The organism is Streptomyces globisporus C-1027 (genome assembly GCF_000261345.2).
GTDB classification, from domain to species: domain Bacteria; phylum Actinomycetota; class Actinomycetes; order Streptomycetales; family Streptomycetaceae; genus Streptomyces; species Streptomyces pakalii.
The window spans coordinates 7,542,783-7,566,374 of record NZ_CP013738.1 but is presented as its reverse complement, the minus strand read 5'-3'; the positions used below and the strand labels follow the sequence as shown (position 1 = coordinate 7,566,374).

Here is a 23,592-nt window from a genome sequence, read left to right as displayed (position 1 = left end):
CCTGGGTCTTGGCCACGCCGATGGGCGGGCCGGTCAGCCGTCTACCCCGGTCGGCCGCCCGGACGCCTGCAGACCGGGGTACAAGAAGCTCAGTCGGACCCGGGGTGTGCCGTCCGGGCGCTCGGTGGCGGCTCATTCCTCGACTCCCTCCTCCTCGCACGCCGTCGCCACCACGCGGCGGACCGCCGACTCGTCCTGGCCGGAACCCTGCACCGCCTCGTCGTGCTCCTGCTCTCCGTGACCGGCACTCTGCCACACTCCAAGACCGCCGCATTCCTCTCCGACGCGCTCCGTGACCACACCCCTACGCGAGTGCCCACGTATGTCCGATGACGCAGTCCTGGTCACGTCGCAGTGGCGTGACCAGGGCTGTTCGGATCTCAGGCGGCGGGGAACCCCGGGGCTCGGTCGGGACGGCGAAGCTCCCCCCGGGGCGGCCCCGGCCCGGGGCACCCCGGTACGGCCACGCTGCTGGCACCTTCGCCATGACGGTGCCGGTCACCAGGTCGCGGTGTACGGGGAGGTACAGCGTCCGGTCGGCTGCGCCCTGGGCCGTGAACCGGTTCCGCCTGGACCGGTTTCCGGCATCCGGGCGACAGACAGCCATCATCACCTGACTGTCAATCAGGAAAGCGAGCAAATGGTCAGCATCGATCCGTCGAACCCTGACGCACAAGCTCGAGCACGAGACTCGATCACCACCTCTCGAATCCACTAGACCCCCGAGCCCCGAGCACCGGACAGGTGCGAACAGGGCAGTCGGCGTAGCGGCCGCCCGTGGAAGCGCGGCCAGCCCGACTTTAGCTTTCACCAGGTCAGCGCACCCGCCCGCGCGGTTTCAGCGGGGTCGTGGGCAGTTCCGGGGCGGGCAGGCGGTCGCCGTCGTAGCCCCGCACCTCGCCGAACCGCGAGCCCTCCTCCCAGTCCTTTCGCGCCTGCACGATCTCCTCACCGGATCGGGCGATGAAGTTCCACCACATGACGATCTCCTCCTCGAAAGGCGGTCCGCCCAGCAGAACGGCTCGGGCCCGAGCCGAAGATGTGTTGCGGAGGGTCAACGAACCGATGCCCGGACGGAGGAATCCGAGCTGGGCAGGGCTCAACGCCGTCCCGTTCAGCTCGATGTCCCCCTCGTCCACCAACAGGCCGTGCTCGAACGTGGCGTCGACGCCCAGGGCGAGGGACGCGCCGGGCTCGAGAATCAGCTCCGCGCCGAGCAGCGGCGTAAAGGTGCGCACCGGCGAGACCGCTTCGAGTAGGGAGCCGAGGAAGACCCTGATCTCGGCGCCGTCCTTGCGGATCGGCGACGGCACGTATCGCTGGAAGTCCCTGTCCGCCTCGCGGTGTTCGTTCGGCAGCGCCACCCACAACTGCACGCCGTGCAGAACGGTCGTGCGGACGGTGGAGACCTCGGAATGGCAGATGCCGCGGCCCCCCGTCATCAGATTGAGCTCGCCGGGGCGAACGTAGGCGTGGCTGCCGAGGCTGTCCCGATGCTCCACCTCGCCGTCGCACAGCCAGGTGACGGTCTGCAGGCCGGTGTGGGGATGCGGCGGTAGATCCATCCCACCGCGCCGGGCGACGTCGTCGGGTCCGTAGTGATCGACGAAGCACCAGGCGCCGACGAAACTGCGGGCCCGCTGGGGAAGGGTGCGGCGCACACTCATGGAACGCGGGCCGCCCAGGGGGACATCCCGCGGCGTCAGGATCTCGACGCGGTGGAGGGCGGGTTCGGCCCCCTCCGGTCCTCGCGTGCAGTTCGTGCTGACGGGATCACGTTCGACGTTGCTCATGCTGAACTCTCCAGATGTATGGTTGACACTTCAACTTTATCGATCGCAGGGAGCCTTCGGTGACCATCACTTCGGCATCGAGCCGCGACAAAAAGGTATTCATCGACAAGTTCGACCCCGAAGCCTTCCGCGCTCTCGCACGGACCGCGCAGGCCGCCGGGGCGGCGGCCGCCCGCGCCGGCCTGTCGGTCACGCTGGTGGAACTGGTCAATCTCCGCGTCTCCCAGATCAACGGGTGCGCCTACTGCCTGCGCGCCCACACACGCGCGGCACTCGAAGCCGGAGAGAGCCCGCAGCGCCTCGGGCTGCTCGCGGCCTGGCGCGAGACGGACGTCTTCACCCCCACGGAACGCGCCGCACTGGCCCTGGCGGAGGCGACGACCAGCCTGACCGGATCCGCGCGGGGCGGGGCGGCCGCCGAGGCGCGCGACGATCTCACCGACGAGCAGATCTCGGCCGTACTCTGGGTCGCCATCAGCATCAACGCCTTCAACCGTGTGTCGATCATGAGTGGGCACCCGGTGAAGGAGGCCTGACACCGGCCCGGTCGGCGACGGCTCCCACGGCCGGGCCGATCCGGCCCGGGCGGCACCTCCTCTGCGGCATGACGACACCCGGCCACCGCAAAGTGGACGTGTCAACTATATTAGCTGCCGATCGTCACACGAGACGGGTGTGCAGCCCGAGGGGAGAAGTCCGGCGATGCGGAATCAGACCGTGGCCCAGCAGATGGTGGACCTCCTGACCGAGGCGGCCACGGTGACCGGTATCGCCGGCGCCGGGGTGATGGCCGTCGCCGCGATCTGGGCGCTGATGACCCTGCGAGGCGTGTCCGCGAACCTGGATCTCGCCGAGGAGCACGAACGTCAGCTCCACTGATTCCGGTGGAGTGGGGCACCGGTCCGCCGGGGACCGGTGCCATCCCCGCGTGCCGCAGGGCGTTGAGCGATCGGCGATCAGGGGTCGCGCGGCGGAACACGCCTGCTCAGGCGTCCGGCCACCCCTCGGGCGTCACAGCCCGAACCGCGCGTGCTGTGCCTCCGGCACCAGGTCGGTGTACTCCGGGTGCTTGCCGAGCCAGCCGCGGATGAAGGGGCAGAAGGGGAGCACCTTGAGCTCCTGCTTCCTGGCCTCGTCGAGAACCGAGCGGGCCAGCGTTCCCCCGAGGCCCATGCCCCCGAACCGGGGGTCGATCTCCGTATGAAGGAAAGCGATCTCGTCCCGGAACCGGTGGTACTCGACGAAACCCGCCAGCTCACCGCCGTCGAAGATCTCGAAACGCGACTCATCGGTGTTGTCCGCAACGCGCGTTGTCATGGTTCCCATCCGTGTGGTCGACCCGTCGGCCATATCAGTCGCTGACCTTGCTGCGGGACTGGTACAGCAGGTCCTGGTAGTCGGGGTGCCGGGCGATCCATCCCGCGAAGAAGGGGCAGGTGGCCAGCACCCGGAGGTTTGCCGTGCGCGCGTCGTCGAGGGCGGCCCGGGCCAGCGCGGACCCGACGCCTCTGCCCTCGTAGGCCGGTTCGACCTCGGTGTGCACGAACGCGACGAGCTCCGCCGTACGGATGTACTGCGCGATGCCCGCAGGCTTGGACTCACCGTCGACGTACGCCTCATAGCGGTTCGCCCCGGGCACGTCGCTCACTTCGACCGCCATGTTTCCTCCTTGAATGCCTGCTCACGACCGGCTCGACGGGGACCCGTCGACCGTCACCTCACCTTAACCTCGGAAGGTTGACGCATCAACATAAGGCCGGTTCCGGGCTGTCGCTCTTGCGACATGTCCCACCTGCGTCACGGGATTCGCATGACACCCCTTCGGCCATCGGCACATTCTGGCCCGGCACGCACTTATGTCGATCAAGAGGAAAGGCTGCACCTGATGAGACGGTTGCGCCTGCTGGCGGCCATATCAGCCGGTCTCGCACGGGCCGCCGGCGCCGTGCTGCCCCTGCCCCCGAGTGCGGAAGCACCCCGGGGGACAGCCGCCGCACCCCCTGCGCCCGGCGGCGCGGCGACGGTGAGGCTGATCGCGCCCTCGGGGCGCAGCCGCGTCAGTCGTCGGAAAGCCAGCCGCGCCCGCGCAGCGCCACGACGAACCGGCCGTACGTCTCCTCCAGGGCCGGGCGTTCGGCCGGCACCGGCTCCACGAGAGCGCCGCTGTGCACCATGGCGGCTGCGCTCGCCGCGAGGTCCTCGTGGAGCGTGCCGGTCGCGGCGAGCAGTGCGGCGCCGAACGCCGTCTCCGCACGCTCGACGACCCGGACCGGACGGTCCAGGACGGTGGCCCGGATCGCCGTCCACACGGCGCTGCGGCTTCCCCCGCCGGCCGCGTGCAGGGGGCCGAGCACCGGGATGCCCAGTCGCTCGACCCGGTCCAGGGCCAGGCGTTCGAGGAAGGCGACCCCTTCCAGCGCGGCGCGGTGGGCGTCCGCCTCGTCGCGGGGGCCGCCCAGTTCGAAGCCGCGCGCCGCGCCGGAGACGAAGGGGAAGCGCTCACCGTCGCGGCACAGCGGATACCGCACGTACGACGCCGGGCCCCGGGCCGCCGCGGCGGCGTCCAGCGCGGGCAGGCGGGCCGGGGCGATGCCGGCCAGGCACTCCCCTCCCGTGTTGGACGCGCCGCCGGGGAGCCACCAGCCATCGGGGTGGCGATGGCTGTAGAACGCGCCGGTGGTATCGCGCACCAGGTGCTCGGACACTCCCTTGAGGACGTACGTCGTGCCGATGACGCCCACGAACCGGCCCGGTTCGACCGCGCCGGTGGCGATCTGGCCCGCGCAGCCGTCCGTCATCCCGAGGCGTACGGAGCACCCTTCTGGCAGGCCCGTGGCCTCGGCCGCCTCCGGGCCGACGGTCCCGGCCTCGGTGCCGGGGGCGCCCACGGACGGAAGCAGTCCGAGCGGGAAGTCGAGGGAGTCGAAGACCTCGTGCGCCCACTGACCGGCACGGGCGTCGTAGCCGGACTTCAGGGCGTGGCTCCAGTCCGTGGCCACGGGGCGGCCCGTCAGTTCGCGGCCGATGAACTCGGGGGTGTGCAGGACGTGGTGCAGAGCGGAGCCGTACGTTCGCAGGCACCACACGGCCCGGCCGAGCGCTGCGGTGGGGCCCACCGACAGGCCGAGCGCGTCCCACCGGGCGCTGCCCGCCCGCTGGGCCTCGGCGTTGATGTCGGCGGCACGCCGGTCGTCGTACATCAGGGCCGGGCCGAGCGGTTCGCCGTCGCTTCCGGTGGGGACGATGGTGCCGGATGTGGCGGACACGGCCACCGCGATCACTTCCCGTCCGCCCCGGGGCAGCGCGCCCGTGGTGCGGCGCAGGGCGGACCGTACGGCGGGCCACCACGACCGGGCGTCCTGCTCGCTCGTTCCCGTGGCGGTCCGTACGGGGGGCGGGAGATCGGCCCGTGCCTCGGCGAGTACGCGTCCCTGTCCGTCGACGCAGAGCACGCGGACGGAGGCGGTCGCCACGTCGATGCCGATCACGGCCGGCGAGGGCGGAGTGGGGCGAGAGGATTCCCCGCTCATACGGCCGCCACCGTGACCCGGGTCCGCTCGCGGAGTTTGCCCAGCAGGCCGGCGTCCGCTCCGTCGTCCACGACGAGATGGTCCAGGTCGCCGACGGGACCCACCCGGTGCAGCGCGGTGCGGGCGAGTTTGGTGTGGTCCATGAGCATCACCTTCGTCGCCGCCGACGTGAGCATCGCCCGTTTGACCAGCACCACGTCCTGCTCCTGGTGGTAGGCCGTCCTGGCGTCGAGGGCCGACGTGGAGACCGCGACGAGGTCCACGGAGAGCGCCTCCACCGCCTCGACGCAGGGCATGCCGAGGAAGGAGTCATGGGTGCGCGAGTACTCGCCGCCCAGGGCGATCAGGCGGATGCCCTCGCATCCGGCGAAGACGTCCAGCACCCGGCGGGCGTTGGTGACCACGGTGAGCGGCGCGAGGTCGACCAGCAGGCCCGCCATGACCAGCACCGTGGTGGAGTCGTCGAGCATCACCGACATGCCGGGCTCCACCAGCGCGGCGGCGGCCCGCGCGACGGCCTTCTTCTCCGCCGTGTTGACGCCGAGCCGGTAGTCGAGGCTCGACTCGAACACCGTGGAGGGCAGGGCGGACGCGCCACCGCGGAAGCGTCGCAGCACCCCTTGCCGCGCCAGGTCGTCGAGGTCCCGGTGGACGGTCATCAGACTCACGCCCGTGAGCTGGGCGAGGGCGGCTCCCGTGGCCGTGCCCTGCTCCACCACATGGTCGGCGATGAGCCGTCGGCGCTCTTCGGCGGATCTCTTGGTCATGGGCGTCAGTCTCCCGCAGGGCTCGGACCGGGCGCGGGGGCGGGGGGCGGCACTGTGGGTACGTTCAACGAGCGCAGCGCCGTCTCCGTGCCGCGGATCTCGATCTCCGTGACGGCCCCGTTGTCCAACCGGGGGAAGATGCGCCGGTAGCGCCCGAGGGGCAGTCCGAGGAGTTCGCACAGGGCGATGCGCAGCAGGGTGTTGTGGGCGACGACGAGCACCCTTTCGCCCTGGTGGCGTTCTGCGAGGTCGCGCAGGGACGCGGTGGCCCGCGCCGCCGCCCGGGCGACGGGTTCGGAGCCGGGAAAGGCGCCGGAGTCGGCGTCCTCGCGGAACCGCCGTACGGCTTCGGGATCCTCGTCGGCCATCTCCTGGATCGTCCGGCCCTCGCCCCATCCGAAGTCCACCTCCCGCAGCCCCTCCTGGACCTCCACCGCCAGGCCCAGCGCTTCCGCCGCGGGGCTAGCTGTCAGGCGGGCGCGGCTGAGCGGGGAGCAGGCGACCGCGTCCACGCCGCCGCGCACGGCCCAGGCTCCGAGATCAGTCGCCTGGGCCACGCCTCGGGTGGTCAGGGCGACGTCGGTGATGCCGGCATACCGGTTCTCCGCGTGCCACTCGGTCTCGCCGTGCCGTACGAGCAGGAGACGAGTGGTCATGGAGACCGCCCTTTCTGAGTCGGGCCGAGTCCAGGCGAAGTGGACCGCGTTGCCGTCGCCCGTGTCGGCCCGGCGCATTGTCGGTTCACGTGGGCGCTGTTAAATTTAACAGAAATTCCACAGACCGGGACCGGAGCCCGGGACCGGGCTTTCGCGGCTCGGATCAGGCTCGGATCACGGCTCCGACCTGCTCGGCACCCACCCCAGCGGCTCTCCTCGCAGAAGGAATCCGACGTCATGCGCATCCTCGCCGCAGGCGACCACTTCGTCCGTCCCGTGTTGATACGCGAGGCGGTGAGTCAGGAACTGTCCCACGCGGGCGGGGAGCTGCCGGAGTTCACGGAGCTGACCCTTCCCTGGCCCCATGAGCCCTTCGGTCCGGTCGCGGAGGTCCGTGAGGCCAGCGGTACGGAGGACGAGCTCGTGGAGGCGTTGGACGGGGTGGCCATCTGTGTGACGCAGATGGCCCCGTTCACCGAGCGGGTGTTCGCCGCATCGCCCGGGTTGCGGCTCGTCGCCGTCTCGCGGGGCGGGCCGGTCAATGTGGACCTGGCCGCCGCCACCCGGCACGGGGTCAGGGTCAGTTTCGCCCCCGGCCGCAACGCCCCCGCCGCCGCGGAGTTCGCGGTGGGGTTGACGCTCGCCGCGATGCGGCGCGTCGCCGCCGCCGACGCCGAGCTGAAGCGGGGCGTCTGGCGGGGCGATCTGTACGCGTACGAGGAGGTCGGCGGCGAGCTCGGCGGGGCCACGGTCGGGCTCGTCGGCTACGGGGCCATCGGCCGCATCGTGGCGCGGGTGATGCGCGCCTTCGGGGCGCACGTGCTCGCGGCCGACCCGTACGCCGACCCGGAGACGGTCGCGGCGGACGGTGTCGAACTCGTCGAGCTGGACGACCTTCTGAGCCGGAGTTCGGTGGTGAGCCTGCATGCCCGCCTGACGGAGGAGACCCACCATCTGCTCGACGCCCGCCGGCTCGGGCTGCTGCCGCCCGGGGCGGTCCTGGTCAACTCCGCCCGCGGCGGGCTGCTCGACCACGCGCCGCTGCCTCAGCTGCTGCGCAGCGGAGCTCTCGGGGCGCTCGCCCTCGATGTGTACGACGTCGAGCCGATCCCCGCCGACTGGGCCTTGCGTGACGTACCGAACGTGATCACCACGCCTCATCTCGCGGGTGCGACCCGGCAGACGGCGCACCGTGCGGCGGCCATCACCGCCGCCGAGGTCGGCCGCTTCGTGCGGGGGGAGAAGCTGCGGCACCTCGCGAACGGGGACGTCCTGGTGGACGACGGGTCCTGACCGCCGTCTTCGCCGCCGACGCTCCGGAATCCATCGGATCGCACAGGAGGTAGCAGGGTTGAGGACCATCATCGGCGTGGACATCGGAACGTCGGTCACCAAGGCGGTGGCGTTCGACGAGGGGGGCGGAGCCCTGGCCTCCGCGAGTCGGCGCTCGCATCTGGAGATGCTGCCGGGCGGTCGCGTCGAGCAGGATCTCGACGACGTGGTGTCCGGTGTCGGCGCTGTCGTACAGGAGGTTGCCGCGCAACTCGGCCGGCTGCCGGACGCCGTGGCGCTGACCGGGCAGGGGGACGGGTTGTGGCTGCGGGACTCGGACGGCCGCCCGGTGCGGCCCGCCATCTCCTGGATGGACGCGCGGGCCGCGGACCTGGTGACCCGCTGGCTGACGGACGGCACGATCAGCACGGCGTACGCGCACACCGGCTCGGGCATGTTCCCGGGGTGCCACGGCCCGCTGCTGAACTGGCTCCAGGAGCACGAGCCCCGCTCGCTGGACCGGGCCGCCGTCGCGGGGTACTGCGTCGACGCGGTCGCCCAGCGCCTCACCGGCCGGGTGTGCCTCGACGCCTCCGACGCGACGCTGCCCTTCCTCGACCCCCGTACCCGCCACTACGCACCCGAGGCCCTGGCGGCGTGCGGGGTGGCGGAGCGGGCGGGGCTGCTGCCCACTCCCGCCGCGCCTGGCACGGTGCTCGCACTCGACGGCCACGGCGCCGGGCTCCTGGGTCTGCCCGAGGGGTTGCCGGTCGTGGCGGGGCCGTACGACCTGCCGGCCTGTGCGATCGGCAGCGGGGTGCGTGAGGTGGGGGACGGCGTCCTCATCCTCGGCACGACCCTCGCGAGCCAGGTGCTGACCGACCGGGTCGATCTCGATCCCCTCGCCGAGCCCGCCGGCATGTGGCTGTGCACACCGGCCCCGGACCGGTGGCTGCGCGCCATGCCGGCGATGGTGGGGACGGCGGCGCTGGAGTGGGTGCTCGCTCTCGTCGGCGCGACCACGGCCGATGTGGACGCCCTGCTCGCCGACAGCCCGCCCGGCGCCCGGGGCGTCCGCGCCTTCCCCTTCCTGTCCGAGGCGGGCGAACGGGCCCCCTTCGTCGAGCCGTCGGCGCAGGGCAGACTCGACGGGCTCAGCCTGGCGACCGGCCGGGCGGACGCGGTCCGGGCCGTCTGCGAGGCCATCGGCTACGCGGCCCGGCACTGCCTGGAGGCGGCGGGGCTGAGCGGCACCCTCGCCCTGTGCGGCGGCGGCACGCGGTCGCTGACGTGGGCCCGGCTGATCGCCGACGTCCTCGGCAGGCCCGTCCGTATCCCGCTGGAGGAGCAGGTGGGCGCGCTCGGTGTGGTGTCCGTCGCCAGATCGTCGCTGTCCCCCGGGTACGAGGCGCCGCCGGGACGTCATCAGGTGGTCGATCCGTGCGAGGACGTACGGGCTCTGTACGAGGACGGATACGTGCGGTACCGGGCGGAGTTGGCGACGGCCCGGACCGTCTGGGGAGCAAACGCGCGGCCGGTGGAACACCCCGGGCACCTCTGAGCGCTCCCACCCTTCTGTTATTTATGACATGACCATTGACACTCATAACACGCGCGATGTTAATTTGACGCGAAGGAGGCTCTCCGCCTGAAGACCGGGAGATTCCAGTGAAGCAACGCTCTGTCAGATCGTTTGCCGCGGCTCTGTCGGTGCTGACGGTGCTCGTCTCCGCCGCTGCCTGTTCGACGAAAGCGCCCAACAGCCCGGAGGGCAAGTCGTCGAAGGACGCGAAGATCGCGTTCCTGATGCCCGATATCGCCTCCACCCGCTACGAGTTGTACGACGCGCCGCTCTTCAAGGCCAAGATGAAGGATCTGTGCGGCGGTTGTGAGGTGCTCTACCAGAACGCGGGCGGCGACGCCGCGAAGCAACAGCAGCAGGCCGACTCCGCTCTCGCGCAGGGCGCCGACGTCATCGTGATCGACCCGGTGGACTCCGCCGCCGCGGCCAGCACTGTTCGTACGGCACAGGGGCGAGGGGTCCCTGTCATCGCGTACGACCGGCCGATCCCGGCGGTCAAGGCGGACTACTACGTCTCCTTCGACAACGAGAAGATCGGCGCCATGATCGGCGCGTCGTTGGTGGACCACCTCAAAGCCACCAACGCCGAGGGCGGCCTCCTCCAGGTCAACGGATCACCGACCGACGCGGCGGCGGGCCTGATCAAGAAGGGCATCCACAGCGCGGTCGACTCCAGCGGGTTCAAGCTCCTCGCCGAGTACGACACGCCTGCGTGGGAGCCGGGAAAGGCGCAGAGCTGGGTCAGCGGCCAGATCAGCAAGTTCCCGGGCAAGATCGCCGGAGTGGTGGCCGCGAACGACGGCACGGGCGGCGGTTCCATCGCCGCGTTCAAGGCGGCCGGAGCGACCGTGCCGCCCGTGACCGGGAACGACGCCGAACTCGCCGCCGCCCAGCGGATCATCAAGGGCGATCAGTACAACACCATCTCCAAGCCCATCAAGACCGTCGCGGAAGCCGCGGCCGTCGCCGCGTTCTCCTTCGCCCAGGGGAAGAAGCCCAAGGGCGAGACCACACTCTTCGACACCCCCTCGGAACTCTTCACCCCCACCGTGGTCACCCGCGAGAACATCGCGGAGGTTCTGGTGGGTGACGGAAATCCGCTGAAGACCGCCGAGGTGTGCACGGCGACGTACGCGGCCGCCTGTGCCGAGGTGGGCCTCACGTAGTCGCGGGCCCCTTCTCCCCTTCTCTGCCCGCCCTTCTGTCCTTCTGCTCCTCTGTCCTTCTGCTCCTCTGTCCTACTGCCTGCTCCTCTGTCCTACTGCCCGTCTGTGCGCCTGCCTCGGAAGGCCGGTCATGACCGCTGAGTCCTTGCCCTCCCCTCACGAGCCGTCAGGAGGCCCGCTGCTCTCGCTCCGTGGGATCAGCAAGTCCTTCGGCGCCGTCGCCGCCCTCACCGATGTCGACCTCGACGTCTCCGCGGGCCAGGTCGTCGCCCTGGTGGGCGACAACGGTGCGGGGAAGTCGACCCTGGTGAAAGTCCTCTCCGGGGTGCACCAGCCGGACGCCGGAACCGTCGGTTTCGACCACGGGACCGTTTCGATCCCCTCCCCCGCCACGGCGCAGCGGCTCGGCATCGCGACCGTGTTCCAGGACCTCGCCCTGTGCGAGAACCTGAACGTGGTCGAAAACCTCTTCCTCGGACGCGAGTTGCGCGGGCTGCGCCTGGACGAGGTGACCATGGAGGTCCGCTCCCGGGCTCTTCTCGGGGAGCTGTCGGCGAAGGTCCCCTCGGTACGGGTCCCGGTAGCGGCTCTGTCCGGCGGCCAGCGGCAGACGGTGGCCATCGCGCGAACCCTGCTGGGCGACCCCAAGGTGATCATCCTCGACGAACCGACGGCCGCGCTGGGGGTGGCGCAGACGGCGGAGGTGCTCAATCTGATCGAGCGGCTGAGGGAGCGCGGCCTGGGCGTCATCATGGTCAGCCACAACATGGCCGATGTGCGGGCCGTCGCCGACACCGTGGCCGTCCTGCGGCTCGGCCGGAACAACGGCGTCTTCGATGCGGCCGAGGCGACGGCGGCGGACCTGGTGGCCGCCATCACCGGGGCCACGGACAACGTGGTCAGCCGCCGCGCCGGACGGGAGCGGGCGGGGGACGATCAGGCCGTCCTGGGCACGGGCGGCCGGGACGCGGGCAGCCGGGACGCGGACGATCTGGCCTTCGACGACCGGGCCGTGAGCGAGCGAGCAGCGGACAACGGAACGGATTCGGCGCACCAAGGGGACGCATCATGACGGATCCGGCCGCTGTCACGAGCCCGGAACTCGCCCGCGCCAGGGCCGACAAGTCGACAACCTGGTTTGGCCGGGTGCGGGGTCGCCGGCGGGCGGTGACGGACCGGCTGCGCGGCGGCGACCTCGGGCTCCTGCCCGTCCTCGCCGGGCTCGTCGTGATCTGGGTCGTCATGCAGATCCTCAACCCGATCTTCCTGTCGAGCGCGAACCTCACGAACCTCGCCCTCGAAAGCGTGCCGGTCGGCATCATCGCCCTGGGAGTCGTCTGCGTCCTCCTCGTCGGACAGATCGATCTGTCGGTCGGCTCGATCAGCGGACTCAGCGCCGCCGTCCTGGCGGTCCTCTTCGTGGCCCGCGGGCTGCCGGCCTGGGTCGCCGTCACCGCGTCGCTGGTCCTCGCGGCACTGATCGGCTGGTTCTACGCCCAGGTCCACAACCGGATCGGCGTCCCGAGCTTCGTCATCACGCTCGGCGGCCTCCTCGGCTTCCTCGGCGTGCAGTTGTGGATCCTCGGGCCCAAGGGCTCGATCAACCTGCCCTTCGACTCCGGTCTCGTGGCCTTCGCCCAGCTCCAGTTCCTGCCGCCGTGGCTGGCGTACACGCTGGTCGTCGTGGGCGCGGCGGCCCTGTACGCGACCGGTGCCGCACGCGCGGCGGAGCGCCGTCGGGCGGGCCTGGCCGCCGCGTCCCGACGTCTGCTCGCCGGACGGAGCGGGGCCCTGCTGGCCGGTCTCGGCGCTGCGGTCTGGTATCTCAACCGGGACCGGGGGGTGGGCTGGATGTTCGTGTTCTTCCTGGCTCTGGTGCTGGTGCTGCACTACGTCCTGTCCCGCACCTCGTTCGGCAAGTCGATGTACGCGGTCGGCGGCAACATGGAGGCGGCCCGGCGTGCGGGCGTCGACGTCAAAGCCGTCCTCACCACCGCGTTCGTGCTGTGCACGACGCTCGCCTGCGTCGGCGGGATGCTCTCCGCCTCGCGCCTCGCGGCGGCCAACCAGAGCAGTGGCGGCGGTGACGTCAACCTCAACGCCATCGCCGCGGCCGTCATCGGCGGTACCAGCCTGTTCGGCGGCCGGGGCACCGCGTTCGCCGCGCTGCTCGGCGTGCTCGTGATCCAGTCGATCTCCAGCGGACTCACGCTGCTGAATCTCGACTCCGCCTACCGCTTCATGGTCACCGGCGGGGTACTGCTCCTTGCGGTGTCGCTGGACGCGGTCGCCCGGCGTTCGCGGGTCTCCCACGGCAGGGCCTGAGACACCGTTCGTATCCGGCAACGCCCGCACACCCCAGGATCACGATCTCGGAGGAACCATGCGAAGCCGAGCACGCGCTCACGTCGCCACCCTGTTCCTGTCCGCCGTCGTCGCGTCGGCCCTCCTGGCGACGGGCGAGGGCGCGGCCCACGCACGTACGCCCTCCCCGCCCTCGTCCTCCTCCACCGGCCTGCCCGCCTCCGTGGACGGCGGGGCCTGGGCGTCGGGGCATCTCCAGGGCACGGCCATCGACCGCCGCCGGGGCCACATGTACTTCTCCTTCACCAACCTGCTGGTCAAGACCGACCTGGCGGGCAGACCGATCGGCTCGGTCACCGGCCTCACCGGGCATCTGGGCGACCTGGACTTCAACAGCGCGGACGGCCGGGTCTACGGCTCCCTGGAGTACAAGGCCGCCCAGGCGTTCTACGTGGCGATCTTCGACGGGTCCCGGATCACCCGGATGCACATGGACGCCCGGACCACCGATGTGCTCTCGACCGTCCATCTCCGGGAGGTCGTGCGGGACTACACCGCCGACATGAACGGCGACGGGGTCTTCGACGGCGACACCGGCAACACCCCGGACCACCGCTACGGTTGCAGTGGCATCGACGGCGTCGCCTTCGGTCCGGATCTGAACGGCAGGGGCGGTGGGCGGCTCACGGTGGCGTACGGGGTGTACTCCAACACCGCCCGCACCGACAACGACCACCAGGTGCTGCTCCAGTACGACGTGCGCGACTGGCGGAAGTACGAGCGGCCGCTCAGCGAGGACGCGCTGCACACCAGCGGGCCCGCCTCCCCCGGCGGCAAGTTCTTCGCGTACACCGGCAACACCACCTACGGGGTCCAGAACCTGGAGTACGACGGGGACAGCGGCAACTGGCTGATGGCGGTGTACAAGGGCAAGAAGGCGGCCTTCCCCAACTACGGGCTCTACGTTCTGGACGGCTCGAAGCCCGCCCGCCGGGGCGAGGTGAAGGGGCAGCCGCGCCTCGAGTCCGGCCGCATCGTCTCCCTCCTTCCGCGCGGGCTGCACCACGAGCCGTCCGGTGTGTACGGCTACGAGTCGGGCGGCCAGTACGGTCTGGTCTCGCTCGACGACGGCCGCCATTACGTGGCCGAGGCCGGCACGGTCGACTCCGGGGGGACCACGCTGCAGACCGGCCGCGCGGTGCTGCACCGGTGGACGGGGGCGGTGCCGAACCCGTTCGCGGTGCGGGGGCCCGGTGGCTGAGCAGGTCCCGGTACGTTCCGCGGCGCGGGTGACATCGGCAGGCCCATGCCTCCGCACCGTGGTGACCCACGTCACATTCGCCCCCTGTCAGCAATCGGGGCGCTGTCCCGTTCAAGGGGTACGCGAACGAGACAGGAGCCCGCCATGACGCTCATGAAGCACCGCATCGTCGTACTCGGCGCCGGGTACGCCGGGGCCTTCGCCGCCGGGAATCTGGCGCGTCGGCTCTCCCCCGCCGACACCGAGATCACCGTCGTCAACGCCTCACCCGACTTCGTCGAGCGGATGCGGCTCCACCAGGTGGCGGCCGGGCAGGACATCGCGCGCCGCAAGCTCGCCGACGTGTTCGCGGGCACCGGGATACGGCTGCGCCTGGCCCGGGTGACCGGTCTCGACCCCGAGCGCAGGACGGTCGCCGTGACCGGCGAGGACGGGCCCGGGGAACTGACCTACGACACCCTGCTCTACGCACTCGGCAGCTCGGCCGCCCACCACGGTGTCCCCGGCGTGGCGGAGTACGCCTTCGACGTGACCGGTCTGGGCTCGGCGCTGCAGCTGCGCGAACGCCTGGACGGCCTCGGCGATGGCGGGTCCGTCCTCGTCGTCGGCGAGGGGCTGACCGGCATCGAGACCGCGACCGAGCTGGCCGAGTCGCGGCCCGGTCTCTCGGTCGCGCTCGCCGCCCGTGGTGAGCTGGGCGCCTGGCTCTCCCCCAAGGCCCGGCGTCATCTGCGGGAGGCGTTCGACCGGCTCGGCGTCACCGTGCACGAGCAGACCGCCGTCGCGGCCGTCGAACCGGGCGGGGCTATCACCGCCGACGGTACGGTCCTTCCGGCCGAGGTGACCGTGTGGTCGGCCGGGTTCGCCGTGCACCCGATCGCGGCCGCCGCCGGCCTGGAGGTCGCCGCCACCGGGCAGATCGTCGTCGACCGGTCCATGCGCTCCGTCTCGCACCCGGACGTCTACGCCGCCGGCGACTGCGCCTACGCGATCGGGGAGAACGGCCGGCCCCTGCCGATGTCCTGCGCCTCGGCCGGGCTCACCAATATCCAGGCGACCGGCGCGATCATCGCGCGCCTGACGGGCGATGAGGTCCCGGCGACCGGACTGAAGTACTTCGGCAACCACATCAGCCTCGGCCGCCGGGACGCCATCTTCCAGATGGTGGACGACGACGCCCGGTCGAAGTCCTGGCACCTGGGCGGCCGGAAGGCCGCGCGGCTCAAGTCGGGGATTCTCCGGAGCGCCGGATGGGGTATCGCCCACCCGACCTTCGGCCTGCCGAAGCGCCGGCGGAGGCTGGGCCTGGCGTCCGACGGGGCCGGTGTGCGGGTTGCCGCCTAGGGTGTTCCGTATGGACAGCGCAACCGTCGCGACGTTCGAGGCCGGCCGGGGGAGGCTGGCCTCGCTCGCGTACCGCCTGCTCGGGTCGGCGGCCGACGCGGAGGACGCCGTGCAGGACACCTTCCTGCGCTGGCAGGCGGCGGACCGCGGACGGATCGAGGTGCCGGAGGCGTGGCTGACGAAGGTCGCCACCAACATCTGCCTCGACCGGCTCCGCTCGGCACAGGCACGTCACGAGCGGACGGCCGGCGCGTGGCTGCCCGAACCGCTCCTCGACGGCGACCCGATGCTCGGCCCCGCCGACACGTTCGAGCAGCGGGAGTCGGTGTCCCTGGCCGTGCTGACCCTCGTGGAGCGCCTCTCGCCGAACGAGCGGGCGGTCTACGTCCTGCGGGAAGCCTTCGCGTACAGCCACGCCGAGATCGCCTCGATCCTCGACATCACGGAGGCGGCGAGCCAGCAGCACGCCCACCGCGCCCGGACCCGGCTCGCGGACGAACGCCGTCGCAGCGGCGGCGCGGCCGACCCGGCTGCGGCGCGCCGGGTGGTCGAGGAGTTCCTCACGGCGGCCACGTCGGGACGGACGGACCGGCTGGTGGCGCTGCTCACCGACGACGTGACGGCGGTCTCGGACGGCGCGGGACTGGCCAGGCGGCTGCTGCGGTACCGGACGCCGGAGCGGGTCGCCTCCTTCGTACGGGCGGGGTTCAGGTCCACCCCGGCGAAGCGTCGGCTGGCCGGTGGCCCGACAACGATGTACGTGGCGCGGGTCAACGGCTCCCCGGCCGTCATCGCCGTGGCCGGGGACCGGGTCGTGGGGGCCGTGGCGTTCGACGTGGGCGACGGCAAGGTCGCGGCCCTGTACGGCATCGCCGCGGCGCACCGGCTCGCGCGCCTGGACGAGGCCTGGCGGCGGCACGATGCGGGGGTTCCGGTGATCGACGCCTGGTGACCGGCCGTCGGATCACCGGGCGGGCCGGGCCGACGGGTGCCCGCCCCGCTTCGGGGAAGTGCGGGGCGGGCGGTCGGACGGCCCTCAGGGGGCGGCGGCCAGGGACAGTTGGGTGTTCCAGTAGGAGGCCGGCGGCAGGGTGTCCCAAGGGTTGCCGTCGGCGATCGTGTCCGGCGTGATGTAGACGTGTCCGGCATTGCGCTGCTTGCTGAGGGACACCGCTGTGCGCAGCGTGCTCTCGTCGGGTGACGCGTAGACCATGTGCCAGATCCTGTCCGCGGGTACGCGTGCCTCCCAGCTCTGCGGGCGATGGGAGCGGTAGGAGGCGTCATTGCCCTCGAAGGTGACGAGTGTGTCGGCGGCGGCGGTGTAGCACTCCTCCACGCCGGTCCCGGGGTTGTCGACGACCGTGGACGCGGCACCGTGGCGTTGCTCGACGTAGGAGCGCAGTTCGATGTAGCGGTTGACGTCCACATTGCCCGCTCCGCACCGGGACATGGCCTCGTCGAAGAAGATGCCTCCGAGACCGGAACTTCCGTAGAGGCGGTACCAGGTGTCGACGTCGCTCTTGATCTGGCGCATCCACTCGGCGGGGTCGGTCGAGCCGCTCCGGGTCGTGATGCCGGTCGTGCCGAAGTAGCCGGTGGCCACATAGCCGATGACGGTGATGCCGGCGGACCGGGCCCGCTGGATCGCCTGGGTGTACTGCGTGTCGCCGGTGCCGGGGCCGTTGTAGGGGTTGGCGATGGCGAGACCGACGCGATTTCCGGCGCCGGTCAGCCGGTCCCAGGTCGCCCCCGGGTAGAAGTAGGCGGGTACCGACACCTTCTGTGTCAGGGCCGCGGCAGAGGCCGATGCCGGTCGGACGTCGTCGGCCGGTGGTGAGCCGGCAGCGGGGGCGGCGAGGGCCGCCACGGCGACGCCGCCGACCGCGGCCGCCAGGGCGCACGAGCGTAAAGCGGAACGTGGAGACGTCATCGAATCCTCCGGGGCATGGCAGGCCGGAGTTGGGTTTCGGGCGGCCTGCGAACGAATGGGAAGCCGGATGCGGAACCTGAGGAGGGAAGCTCCGGGGAGGGTCAACATAGGAGCCCTGCGGGAGAGCGCACAACCGGCGGGTGAAATAAATTCTCGGGTTGCACGTGTCATTGCGTGGAACAGCGCATCCGATCATGCGATCACGCCAGGGAAACCGCGTTCTTTTACGGCGGAATGTGGCTGATTTTGCCTCAGGAACGTGGGTGCCAGTTGCGCGAGACGGGCCGAGAGTGCGCGAGTCTGCGCGTTTCGGTGATCGAATAAAAAGATTCTTGCTCGTTGCCGTTGCACGGCCACCGCAACGGTTCTAGGTTGACCGCGCCGGAGCCCGCGCCTCGGCCCCCACACCCCGCCACACTCGAACCGGAGCCGCCCCATGCGATCCCGCAGCCCACGGAAATCCTTACGCCTGGCAGCCGCGCTGGCCGCGGTCTCGGCGGCCGCCGTGCCGTGGGCACCCTCCGCCTCGGCGGGCTCAGCCGCCGCCGAGACCGCCGGACACCTGTCGTGGACGGTGGAGTCAGCCGCCTCCATCGTGTACGACCCCGGCATGAAGTGGCTCTGCTACAGCGTCTCCAACGAGACCGCGGGGAGCAATTATGGCAACGACTCCCGGGACTGCGGAAAGATCGTTCACCCGAACCGGGTGAACGCCGACTGCACCTGGTTCGGTTACACCTCTCCTCGAGGCGTGGAGTGCCCCGCATGGCGATTCGTCACCTACAACTGGGGGCAGGACCGCCTGCGCGCCTATCCCGGCTACGACCACCAGGTTCAGGGGGATTCCGGCGCCCCATTGAAACTGGTGCTGCAGAACAACTCCCGGGGCCTGCGGGATACGGCCGGCCAGACGCAGAACTGTGAGCTGAAGGAGGTCGCCGTCTCCCATGAGTACGTGGGGAGTTCGTTCAAACGGAAGGCCGACGGCAGCACGTACAACTTCGCCGACGGCCAGGTGAAGGTCGCCTATGACGCGCTCGTCGAGCAGTCCGGCGGCTTCGCCTGCGAGGAGAAGCGTGCCCTGCTCACCACGGACTTCATCTACCGGACAGCACGAGGGATCAACGTCATCTCCGTCGTCCACTTCGACCCGGGCCCCTTCTCCCGGCCGAATGACGACGGCGTGCTGTGGTCCAACAACTGCCGCACAGCCGACGGGACGGTCGACGGCTGCCGGATGACGGTGCACGGCGAGCAACTGACCCCCGGTGAGCGCCGGCATCTGGAGGTCGACTTCTCCGGCATCGCGAGGAAGTACCGGGACTACCTCAACGGCGAAGCGGTTCCGAGCGCCTCGCAGATCGAGGCCGTGCAGGTGGTGAACAGCGCCAAGGGCGCCGACCTCAAGGCAGAGGTCTCCGGGCTGGACGTCACCCTGGGGTAGCGCACCGCTTACGGCACGAGCACCACAGCAAAGGACAGCGCCGTGCGGGTGCCCGCGTGTGCCGGACAGCCCGCCCGCAGCAATCGCGTTCATCGGCGGCGTCACGAGCGCCGTCGATGAACCTCCCCTCCCCCTGTCCGGAATGCCGGAGTTTTCACCCTGTGCAACCGGGGGTTGACCGAAGCGGAATGTGTCCTTAGGTTTCTCGCAACCCGCAGGTATATCGATTAACCAACGTCGTCACCCTCCCGGTTGGAGACATCTCGCTGTGCGCTCACCCCTGAGCCGACGCGGCTTCCTCGCTGCAGGTTCCGGCCTTGCCGCCGCCGCACTCCCCGCCCTGTCCGGCTGTTCCCCCTTCGCCTCGGCCGATTCCGACCCGGGCACCCTGATCGTCCACACCCAGCTCGGTACGACCGCGCCGGGCTCCCCGACGTACAAGGCCGTGGTCGAGGAGTTCCACGCGGAGCACCCCGGGCTCCGGGTCAAGAACCTCGTGAACGGCGATGACCTCCCCCAGGTGTACGAGACCTCCCGGCTGGCCCGTAAGGAGCCGGACGTCGTCATGGTCAACCTGTACGACAAGACGCTGGCCTGGACCGAGGTGGGCGCGACCGTCGACGTGCGGGGGTATCTCGACGACTGGGGGCTGCGCGAGCGGGTGCTGCCCGCCGCGCTCAGGGAGTGGACCGACGGCGAGGGGCGGCTCCGCGCCTTTCCGTACTTCGCCACCAACTGGCCCGTCGCGTACAACACCGCCCTGCTGGAGCGGGCCGGAGTCGGCGCCGTCCCCACGACCGGTGACCAGCTCATCGGCGCCGCCCGGAAGTTGCGGGCCAAGGGCATCGCCCCCGTCACCGTCGGCGGCAACGACTGGACCGGGCAGAAGCTGCTGGCCCAGATCATCCAGACCTTCCTCTCCCCCGACGAGGCCCGGAAGGTCTACACGAGCGGAGACTTCAGCGGGAGCCGGGGCGTACGGGAGGGCATCGACTACTTCGTGGAGCTGCGGGACGCCGGTGTCTTCGCCGACAAGGCGCAGGGGCTGACCTCGGACACCATGACCACGCAGTACAACACCGAGGCCGCGGCGATCCAGTCGGCGATGTCCTCGGCGCTTGCGAAGGTTCCCGCGAGGACCGCGGGACACACCGCGATCGGCGGCTGGCCGCTGGCCCCGGGGGCGGCCCACGACAAGCCCACCATTCTGCGTTCGTACACGCTCATCGGCTTCTGGATCAGCCCGAACGGAGTCAGGAAGATCGCGTCGGTCGAGAAGTTCCTGCGCTTCATGTACCGGCCCGAGGTCGTCTCGCGCTTCATCACCGAGAGCGGGCGGGACATGGCCCTGGTGACGGAGACGGTGAGCAAGGACTTTCCGCTCGTGGCGGAGGCCCAGCGGCTCGGGGACCGGGTCGGGCAGGTGCTGCTGCCGGATCTCCACGTCCCGCCGACGGCCACCCAGCCGCTGATCACCGCGACCAGCACCGCCTTCACACGGGGGACGAGCGCAGCGGCTGTGCGCTCCGCCCTCGAATCCGCCTACCGCACGGGCTGATCCCGCGCGCCCGAGCCCTTAGCGAGGCCCCCATGACATTGCTCTCCTCCGCCCCGGGCGGCGCCTCGGTCGCCCGGAAGACCCCGGCCGCTCCCGCCGCTCCCCCGCGCCGCAAGCAGGGCGGAGTCATCCTGGCCGTGCCGGCGCTGGTCTGGTATCTCGTCTTCATGGTCGGCCCGCTGGTCGCCATCTTCGTGATCGCCGCGCTGCACTGGCCGGGCATGCTGCAGCCGGTGTCGTTCGCCGGGCTGCAGAACGTCCGCACCGTTCTGGACGATCCGGTCTTCATGGACGCGGTGGCCAACACCGCCGTCCAGCTCGTCGTCGCCCTGCCCCTGATGATCGTCGGCGCGTACATGCTGGGGTACTACGTCGCGCAGCAGCCGCCGGGACACCGGGTCCTGCGCTACCTCCTGTTCATTCCGGGCCTGATCTCGACCCCGGCCAAGGCGATGGTGTTCTACGCGGTCCTCTCTCCGGACGGCCTGTTCAACGGGGCGCTGGACAAGGTGGGTCTGGGATCGCTGGCCGATGCCTGGCTGGCCTCGCCGTCGACCGCGCTGGCCTGTCTGATCGTGCTCGACGTGTGGAGCGGCATCGGGTTCACCGCCGTGCTGTTCGCCGCGCGGCTGGGCAGCGTGCCGGACGAGATCGGGGAGGCGGCGCAGCTCGACGGGGCCGGGCACTGGCGGGCCATGTGGCGCATCCACTTCCCCGTCATCCGGGACTTCGTGGGTGTGGTGACGATGCTCCAGTTCCTGTGGACCCTGTTCGGTTCGGCGCAGAACGTGCTGCTGCTCACCCAGGGCGGTCCGGGCTCCTCGTCCACGACCCTGTCCTTCCTCGTATACCAGAAGGCGTTCATCGCGGCCGACCTCGGCTACAGCCAGACGGTGGGTGTGTTCCTGTTCCTGGTCGGTCTGGCCGGGCTGCTGACCATCCGTCGCGTCTTCCGCCAGAACTACTGATCGGAGCGGTTCCATGAAGTTCGGAAGGTCCTGGCTGCCGGCGCATGTCCTCGCCTGGCTGTACGCGGCGCTGCTCGTCGTCCCTCTCTACTATCTGCTGGTCTCGGCGTTCAAGACGAACGACCAGATCTTCGGGAGCCCGTTCGCGCTGCCGACCTCGCTGTCCGCGCACAACTTCACCGAGGCGTTCTCCTCGGCCGACCTCGGCCCGGCCGTCGTCAACTCGGTGCTGGTGACCGCGCTGGCGCTGGCGCTCACCCTGGGCCTGGCCATTCCGGCGGCGTTCGCCATCGCCCGTACGGAGGGAAGGCTGGGGGCGTTCGTGGAGCGGGTGTTCTCGCTCGGCTTCCTGGTACCGACGTTCGCCGCACTCTTCCCCACGTTCCTGCTGGCCGCCGCGACCGGGCTGTTCCACACCCGGGCCTTCATGGTGCTGTTCCTGCCCGCGACGGCGATGCCGCTGTCGGTGGTGATCCTGGTGCAGTTCATGCGGACGATCCCGCGCGAGATGGAGGAGGCCGCGCGGATCGACGGCGCGTCCACCTTCGGCGTGCTGCGGCATGTGTACACCCCGATGTGCATGCCGGGGATCGCCACGATCCTGCTGCTGAACTTCCTGACCTTCTGGAACGAGTACCTCTACTCGCTCGTCATCATCGGGCCCGACCCGGAGCAGCGCACCGTGCAGGTGGCGCTGCCCACCCTCAAGTCCCTGACCGGCACGGACTACGGCATCCTGACCGCCGGTACGGTGCTGACGCTGGTCCCGGTCTGGGCGGTGTACACCGTGCTGCAGAAGCGCATGCAACAGGCACTCGTCAGCGGGGCGGTGAAGATGTGAAGGTACGTCGTGAGGACCGGCCGGGGGAAAGCTTTCCCGGCCCGGTCGAAGAGGGATCCGCGGGCCCGGGAAGGCCGACCATCAAAGCGGTGGCGGCCGCGGCGGGAGTCTCCACCGCCACGGTGTCCCAGGCGGTCAACGGAACGGGGCGGATCTCGGAGGCGACCCGGCGCCGGGTCCTGGCGGCGGCGGCCGAGCTGGGCTGGTCGCCCAGCGCGTCGGCGACCGCCCTGCGCCGGGCGCGGACCCGGACGATCGCCCTCGTCGTGCGCCGTCCGACGGACGTCCTCGGGGTCGACCCGCACTTCAGCGAGCTGATCACCGGTCTGGAGGGTGAGCTGGCCCCCCGCGGTTACGGTCTGCTTCTGCATCTGGTCCCGGGGCTGGCCGAGGAGAGCGCGCTGTACGAACGGCTCGTCGCCGAGGGCAGGATCGACGGTGCGGTGCTCACCGAGGCCCGGTCGGACGACCCGCGCCCCGGCCTGCTCCAGCGGCTCGGACTGCCCGCCGTGCTGCTGGGCTCGCCGGAGCGCGGGGGCCCGGTGCCCGGTGTGGGCCTCGGTCAGCAGGGCGCGGGCGTCCGTGAGGCCGTCGCGCATCTGCTGGCGCTGGGCCACCGGCGTATCGCGTACGTCGCGGGTCCGGCCGAGCTGGTGCACACCGGTGCCCGGCGGACGGCGTTCGAACAGGCGCTGGCCGAGGCGGGGCTGCTGCCCGCCGCCGTCCGGCACACCGATTTCACCGAGGAGGCCGCCGTCGCGGTGACCGAGGAGCTCCTCGCACTGCCGGAGCGGCCCACCGCCCTGGTCTTCCCCAACGACTCCATGGCCGTCTGCGGGATGGGCGCCGCTCAGCGCGCCGGCCTGCGGGTGCCCATGGACGTGTCGGTGGTGGGCTACGACAACCTCCCCCTGGGCCGCTGGCTGCACCCACGCCTGAGCAGCGTGGACCAGCAGGTGCAGCGGGTCGGCGCGGCCGCCGCGTTGACGCTGCTCGCCCGCTGCGGCGAGGACGTGCCCACCGCGCTCCTGGAGGGGCGGCCCCGCCTGGTCGTCCGGGAGTCGACCGGCCCCGCGCCTGCCGCTCCCTGAATCCATGGACCGTTCACCCCGCACCCCGCGCGGACCACCGGGACCACCCGTACCTCTTCCTGGTCGGCCCGCATCGCCCCGACGG

At 70.9% G+C, this 23,592-nt stretch carries 23 protein-coding genes; 15 read left to right on the top strand and 8 right to left on the bottom strand.

The features are described 5' to 3' along the window. Positions 1 to 132: 132 nt before the first annotated feature. Together WQO_RS36195 and WQO_RS33420 are read right to left on the bottom strand one after the other, a co-directional pair. Positions 133 to 300: a hypothetical protein gene (locus tag WQO_RS36195; protein WP_158514075.1), complete on the bottom strand. Its 168-nt coding sequence runs from the start codon at positions 298 to 300 to the stop codon at positions 133 to 135. 515 nt (positions 301 to 815) lie between these two features. Further along, complete coding sequence (locus WQO_RS33420; protein WP_010062530.1) at positions 816 to 1,793, bottom strand: pirin family protein; 978 nt, start codon at positions 1,791 to 1,793, stop codon at positions 816 to 818. Between the two features lie 59 nt (positions 1,794 to 1,852). On the opposite strand from WQO_RS33420, the gene WQO_RS33415 reads away from it, so the two are divergent. Then, complete coding sequence (locus WQO_RS33415) at positions 1,853 to 2,329, top strand: carboxymuconolactone decarboxylase family protein (protein WP_010062528.1); 477 nt, start codon at positions 1,853 to 1,855, stop codon at positions 2,327 to 2,329. A gap of 166 nt (positions 2,330 to 2,495) precedes the next feature. Then, a complete protein-coding gene (locus WQO_RS36190) occupies positions 2,496 to 2,672 on the top strand; it encodes a hypothetical protein (protein ID WP_158073263.1) in 177 nt (58 codons plus the stop codon). A 132-nt stretch (positions 2,673 to 2,804) separates the two neighbouring features. Here the strand turns inward: WQO_RS36190 and WQO_RS33410 are convergent, their stop codons facing one another. The 5 genes from WQO_RS33410 to WQO_RS33390 all read right to left on the bottom strand — a co-directional run bounded on the left by WQO_RS33410 (position 2,805) and on the right by WQO_RS33390 (position 6,746). Further along, positions 2,805 to 3,110, bottom strand: coding sequence for a GNAT family N-acetyltransferase (locus WQO_RS33410; protein WP_010062527.1), 306 nt, complete (start codon positions 3,108 to 3,110; stop codon positions 2,805 to 2,807). A 34-nt stretch (positions 3,111 to 3,144) separates the two neighbouring features. Next, the gene (locus WQO_RS33405; RefSeq protein ID WP_010062526.1) at positions 3,145 to 3,453 is read right to left on the bottom strand and encodes a GNAT family N-acetyltransferase; all 309 of its coding nucleotides are present in this window, start codon (positions 3,451 to 3,453) and stop codon (positions 3,145 to 3,147) included. 397 nt (positions 3,454 to 3,850) lie between these two features. Further along, positions 3,851 to 5,323, bottom strand: a complete 1,473-nt coding sequence (locus WQO_RS33400) for an FGGY-family carbohydrate kinase (protein WP_029182484.1) — start codon at positions 5,321 to 5,323, stop codon at positions 3,851 to 3,853. Beyond that, entirely contained in the window at positions 5,320 to 6,090 is a 771-nt protein-coding gene (locus WQO_RS33395; RefSeq protein ID WP_010062524.1) for a DeoR/GlpR family DNA-binding transcription regulator, read from the bottom strand. Before WQO_RS33395 ends, WQO_RS33400 begins: the two co-directional genes overlap by 4 nt. A gap of 5 nt (positions 6,091 to 6,095) precedes the next feature. Then, a complete protein-coding gene (locus WQO_RS33390) occupies positions 6,096 to 6,746 on the bottom strand; it encodes a histidine phosphatase family protein (protein ID WP_010062523.1) in 651 nt (216 codons plus the stop codon). A 237-nt stretch (positions 6,747 to 6,983) separates the two neighbouring features. Between WQO_RS33390 and WQO_RS33385 the strand changes: the two genes are divergently transcribed. From WQO_RS33385 to WQO_RS33350, 8 genes are all read left to right on the top strand, one after another. Next, positions 6,984 to 8,039 (top strand): 2-hydroxyacid dehydrogenase, encoded by a 1,056-nt coding sequence (locus WQO_RS33385; RefSeq protein ID WP_010062522.1) that lies wholly within the window; start codon positions 6,984 to 6,986, stop codon positions 8,037 to 8,039. A 58-nt stretch (positions 8,040 to 8,097) separates the two neighbouring features. Then, a complete protein-coding gene (locus tag WQO_RS33380) occupies positions 8,098 to 9,579 on the top strand; it encodes an FGGY-family carbohydrate kinase (protein WP_010062521.1) in 1,482 nt (493 codons plus the stop codon). 107 nt (positions 9,580 to 9,686) lie between these two features. After that, positions 9,687 to 10,766, top strand: coding sequence for a substrate-binding domain-containing protein (locus tag WQO_RS33375; protein WP_029182483.1), 1,080 nt, complete (start codon positions 9,687 to 9,689; stop codon positions 10,764 to 10,766). A 130-nt stretch (positions 10,767 to 10,896) separates the two neighbouring features. Next, the gene (locus tag WQO_RS33370; protein ID WP_010062518.1) at positions 10,897 to 11,838 is read left to right on the top strand and encodes an ATP-binding cassette domain-containing protein; all 942 of its coding nucleotides are present in this window, start codon (positions 10,897 to 10,899) and stop codon (positions 11,836 to 11,838) included. Then, entirely contained in the window at positions 11,835 to 13,091 is a 1,257-nt protein-coding gene (locus WQO_RS33365) for a sugar ABC transporter permease (protein ID WP_058954187.1), read from the top strand. Before WQO_RS33370 ends, WQO_RS33365 begins: the two co-directional genes overlap by 4 nt. A gap of 58 nt (positions 13,092 to 13,149) precedes the next feature. Continuing rightward, positions 13,150 to 14,331, top strand: a complete 1,182-nt coding sequence (locus WQO_RS33360; RefSeq protein ID WP_010062515.1) for a hypothetical protein — start codon at positions 13,150 to 13,152, stop codon at positions 14,329 to 14,331. Between the two features lie 153 nt (positions 14,332 to 14,484). Beyond that, complete coding sequence (locus WQO_RS33355; protein WP_029182482.1) at positions 14,485 to 15,675, top strand: NAD(P)/FAD-dependent oxidoreductase; 1,191 nt, start codon at positions 14,485 to 14,487, stop codon at positions 15,673 to 15,675. Between the two features lie 10 nt (positions 15,676 to 15,685). Continuing rightward, positions 15,686 to 16,627, top strand: a complete 942-nt coding sequence (locus tag WQO_RS33350; protein WP_010062513.1) for a sigma-70 family RNA polymerase sigma factor — start codon at positions 15,686 to 15,688, stop codon at positions 16,625 to 16,627. Between the two features lie 84 nt (positions 16,628 to 16,711). Here the strand turns inward: WQO_RS33350 and WQO_RS33345 are convergent, their stop codons facing one another. Then, positions 16,712 to 17,605, bottom strand: coding sequence for a spherulation-specific family 4 protein (locus tag WQO_RS33345; protein ID WP_158514074.1), 894 nt, complete (start codon positions 17,603 to 17,605; stop codon positions 16,712 to 16,714). A 436-nt stretch (positions 17,606 to 18,041) separates the two neighbouring features. On the opposite strand from WQO_RS33345, the gene WQO_RS33340 reads away from it, so the two are divergent. The 5 genes from WQO_RS33340 (at position 18,042) to WQO_RS33320 (ending at position 23,507) form a co-directional block, all read left to right on the top strand. Then, complete coding sequence (locus WQO_RS33340; RefSeq protein WP_058954186.1) at positions 18,042 to 19,049, top strand: hypothetical protein; 1,008 nt, start codon at positions 18,042 to 18,044, stop codon at positions 19,047 to 19,049. 268 nt (positions 19,050 to 19,317) lie between these two features. Next, positions 19,318 to 20,607 (top strand): ABC transporter substrate-binding protein, encoded by a 1,290-nt coding sequence (locus tag WQO_RS33335; protein ID WP_010062509.1) that lies wholly within the window; start codon positions 19,318 to 19,320, stop codon positions 20,605 to 20,607. 32 nt (positions 20,608 to 20,639) lie between these two features. Next, a complete protein-coding gene (locus tag WQO_RS33330) occupies positions 20,640 to 21,575 on the top strand; it encodes a carbohydrate ABC transporter permease (protein WP_029182481.1) in 936 nt (311 codons plus the stop codon). A 13-nt stretch (positions 21,576 to 21,588) separates the two neighbouring features. Continuing rightward, complete coding sequence (locus tag WQO_RS33325; RefSeq protein WP_010062507.1) at positions 21,589 to 22,416, top strand: carbohydrate ABC transporter permease; 828 nt, start codon at positions 21,589 to 21,591, stop codon at positions 22,414 to 22,416. An 89-nt stretch (positions 22,417 to 22,505) separates the two neighbouring features. Next, the gene (locus WQO_RS33320) at positions 22,506 to 23,507 is read left to right on the top strand and encodes a LacI family DNA-binding transcriptional regulator (RefSeq protein ID WP_010062506.1); all 1,002 of its coding nucleotides are present in this window, start codon (positions 22,506 to 22,508) and stop codon (positions 23,505 to 23,507) included. Positions 23,508 to 23,592 lie beyond the last annotated feature (85 nt).

What these genes read in the sequence shown, in the direction of transcription:
- WQO_RS33355 (WP_029182482.1), top strand. Translation starts at nt 14,485, where the DNA reads ATGAAGCACCGCATCGTCGTACTCGGCGCCGGGTACGCCGGGGCCTTC.
- WQO_RS33410 (WP_010062527.1), bottom strand. Translation starts at nt 3,110, where the DNA reads ATGACAACGCGCGTTGCGGACAACACCGATGAGTCGCGTTTCGAGATC.
- WQO_RS33390 (WP_010062523.1), bottom strand. Translation starts at nt 6,746, where the DNA reads ATGACCACTCGTCTCCTGCTCGTACGGCACGGCGAGACCGAGTGGCAC.
- WQO_RS33370 (WP_010062518.1), top strand. Translation starts at nt 10,897, where the DNA reads ATGACCGCTGAGTCCTTGCCCTCCCCTCACGAGCCGTCAGGAGGCCCG.
- WQO_RS33325 (WP_010062507.1), top strand. Translation starts at nt 21,589, where the DNA reads ATGAAGTTCGGAAGGTCCTGGCTGCCGGCGCATGTCCTCGCCTGGCTG.
- WQO_RS33365 (WP_058954187.1), top strand. Translation starts at nt 11,835, where the DNA reads ATGACGGATCCGGCCGCTGTCACGAGCCCGGAACTCGCCCGCGCCAGG.
- WQO_RS33385 (WP_010062522.1), top strand. Translation starts at nt 6,984, where the DNA reads ATGCGCATCCTCGCCGCAGGCGACCACTTCGTCCGTCCCGTGTTGATA.
- WQO_RS33405 (WP_010062526.1), bottom strand. Translation starts at nt 3,453, where the DNA reads ATGGCGGTCGAAGTGAGCGACGTGCCCGGGGCGAACCGCTATGAGGCG.
- WQO_RS33345 (WP_158514074.1), bottom strand. Translation starts at nt 17,605, where the DNA reads ATGACGTCTCCACGTTCCGCTTTACGCTCGTGCGCCCTGGCGGCCGCG.
- WQO_RS33420 (WP_010062530.1), bottom strand. Translation starts at nt 1,793, where the DNA reads ATGAGCAACGTCGAACGTGATCCCGTCAGCACGAACTGCACGCGAGGA.
- WQO_RS33400 (WP_029182484.1), bottom strand. Translation starts at nt 5,323, where the DNA reads ATGAGCGGGGAATCCTCTCGCCCCACTCCGCCCTCGCCGGCCGTGATC.
- WQO_RS33360 (WP_010062515.1), top strand. Translation starts at nt 13,150, where the DNA reads ATGCGAAGCCGAGCACGCGCTCACGTCGCCACCCTGTTCCTGTCCGCC.
- WQO_RS36190 (WP_158073263.1), top strand. Translation starts at nt 2,496, where the DNA reads ATGCGGAATCAGACCGTGGCCCAGCAGATGGTGGACCTCCTGACCGAG.
- WQO_RS33330 (WP_029182481.1), top strand. Translation starts at nt 20,640, where the DNA reads ATGACATTGCTCTCCTCCGCCCCGGGCGGCGCCTCGGTCGCCCGGAAG.
- WQO_RS33350 (WP_010062513.1), top strand. Translation starts at nt 15,686, where the DNA reads ATGGACAGCGCAACCGTCGCGACGTTCGAGGCCGGCCGGGGGAGGCTG.
- WQO_RS33395 (WP_010062524.1), bottom strand. Translation starts at nt 6,090, where the DNA reads ATGACCAAGAGATCCGCCGAAGAGCGCCGACGGCTCATCGCCGACCAT.
- WQO_RS33340 (WP_058954186.1), top strand. Translation starts at nt 18,042, where the DNA reads ATGCGATCCCGCAGCCCACGGAAATCCTTACGCCTGGCAGCCGCGCTG.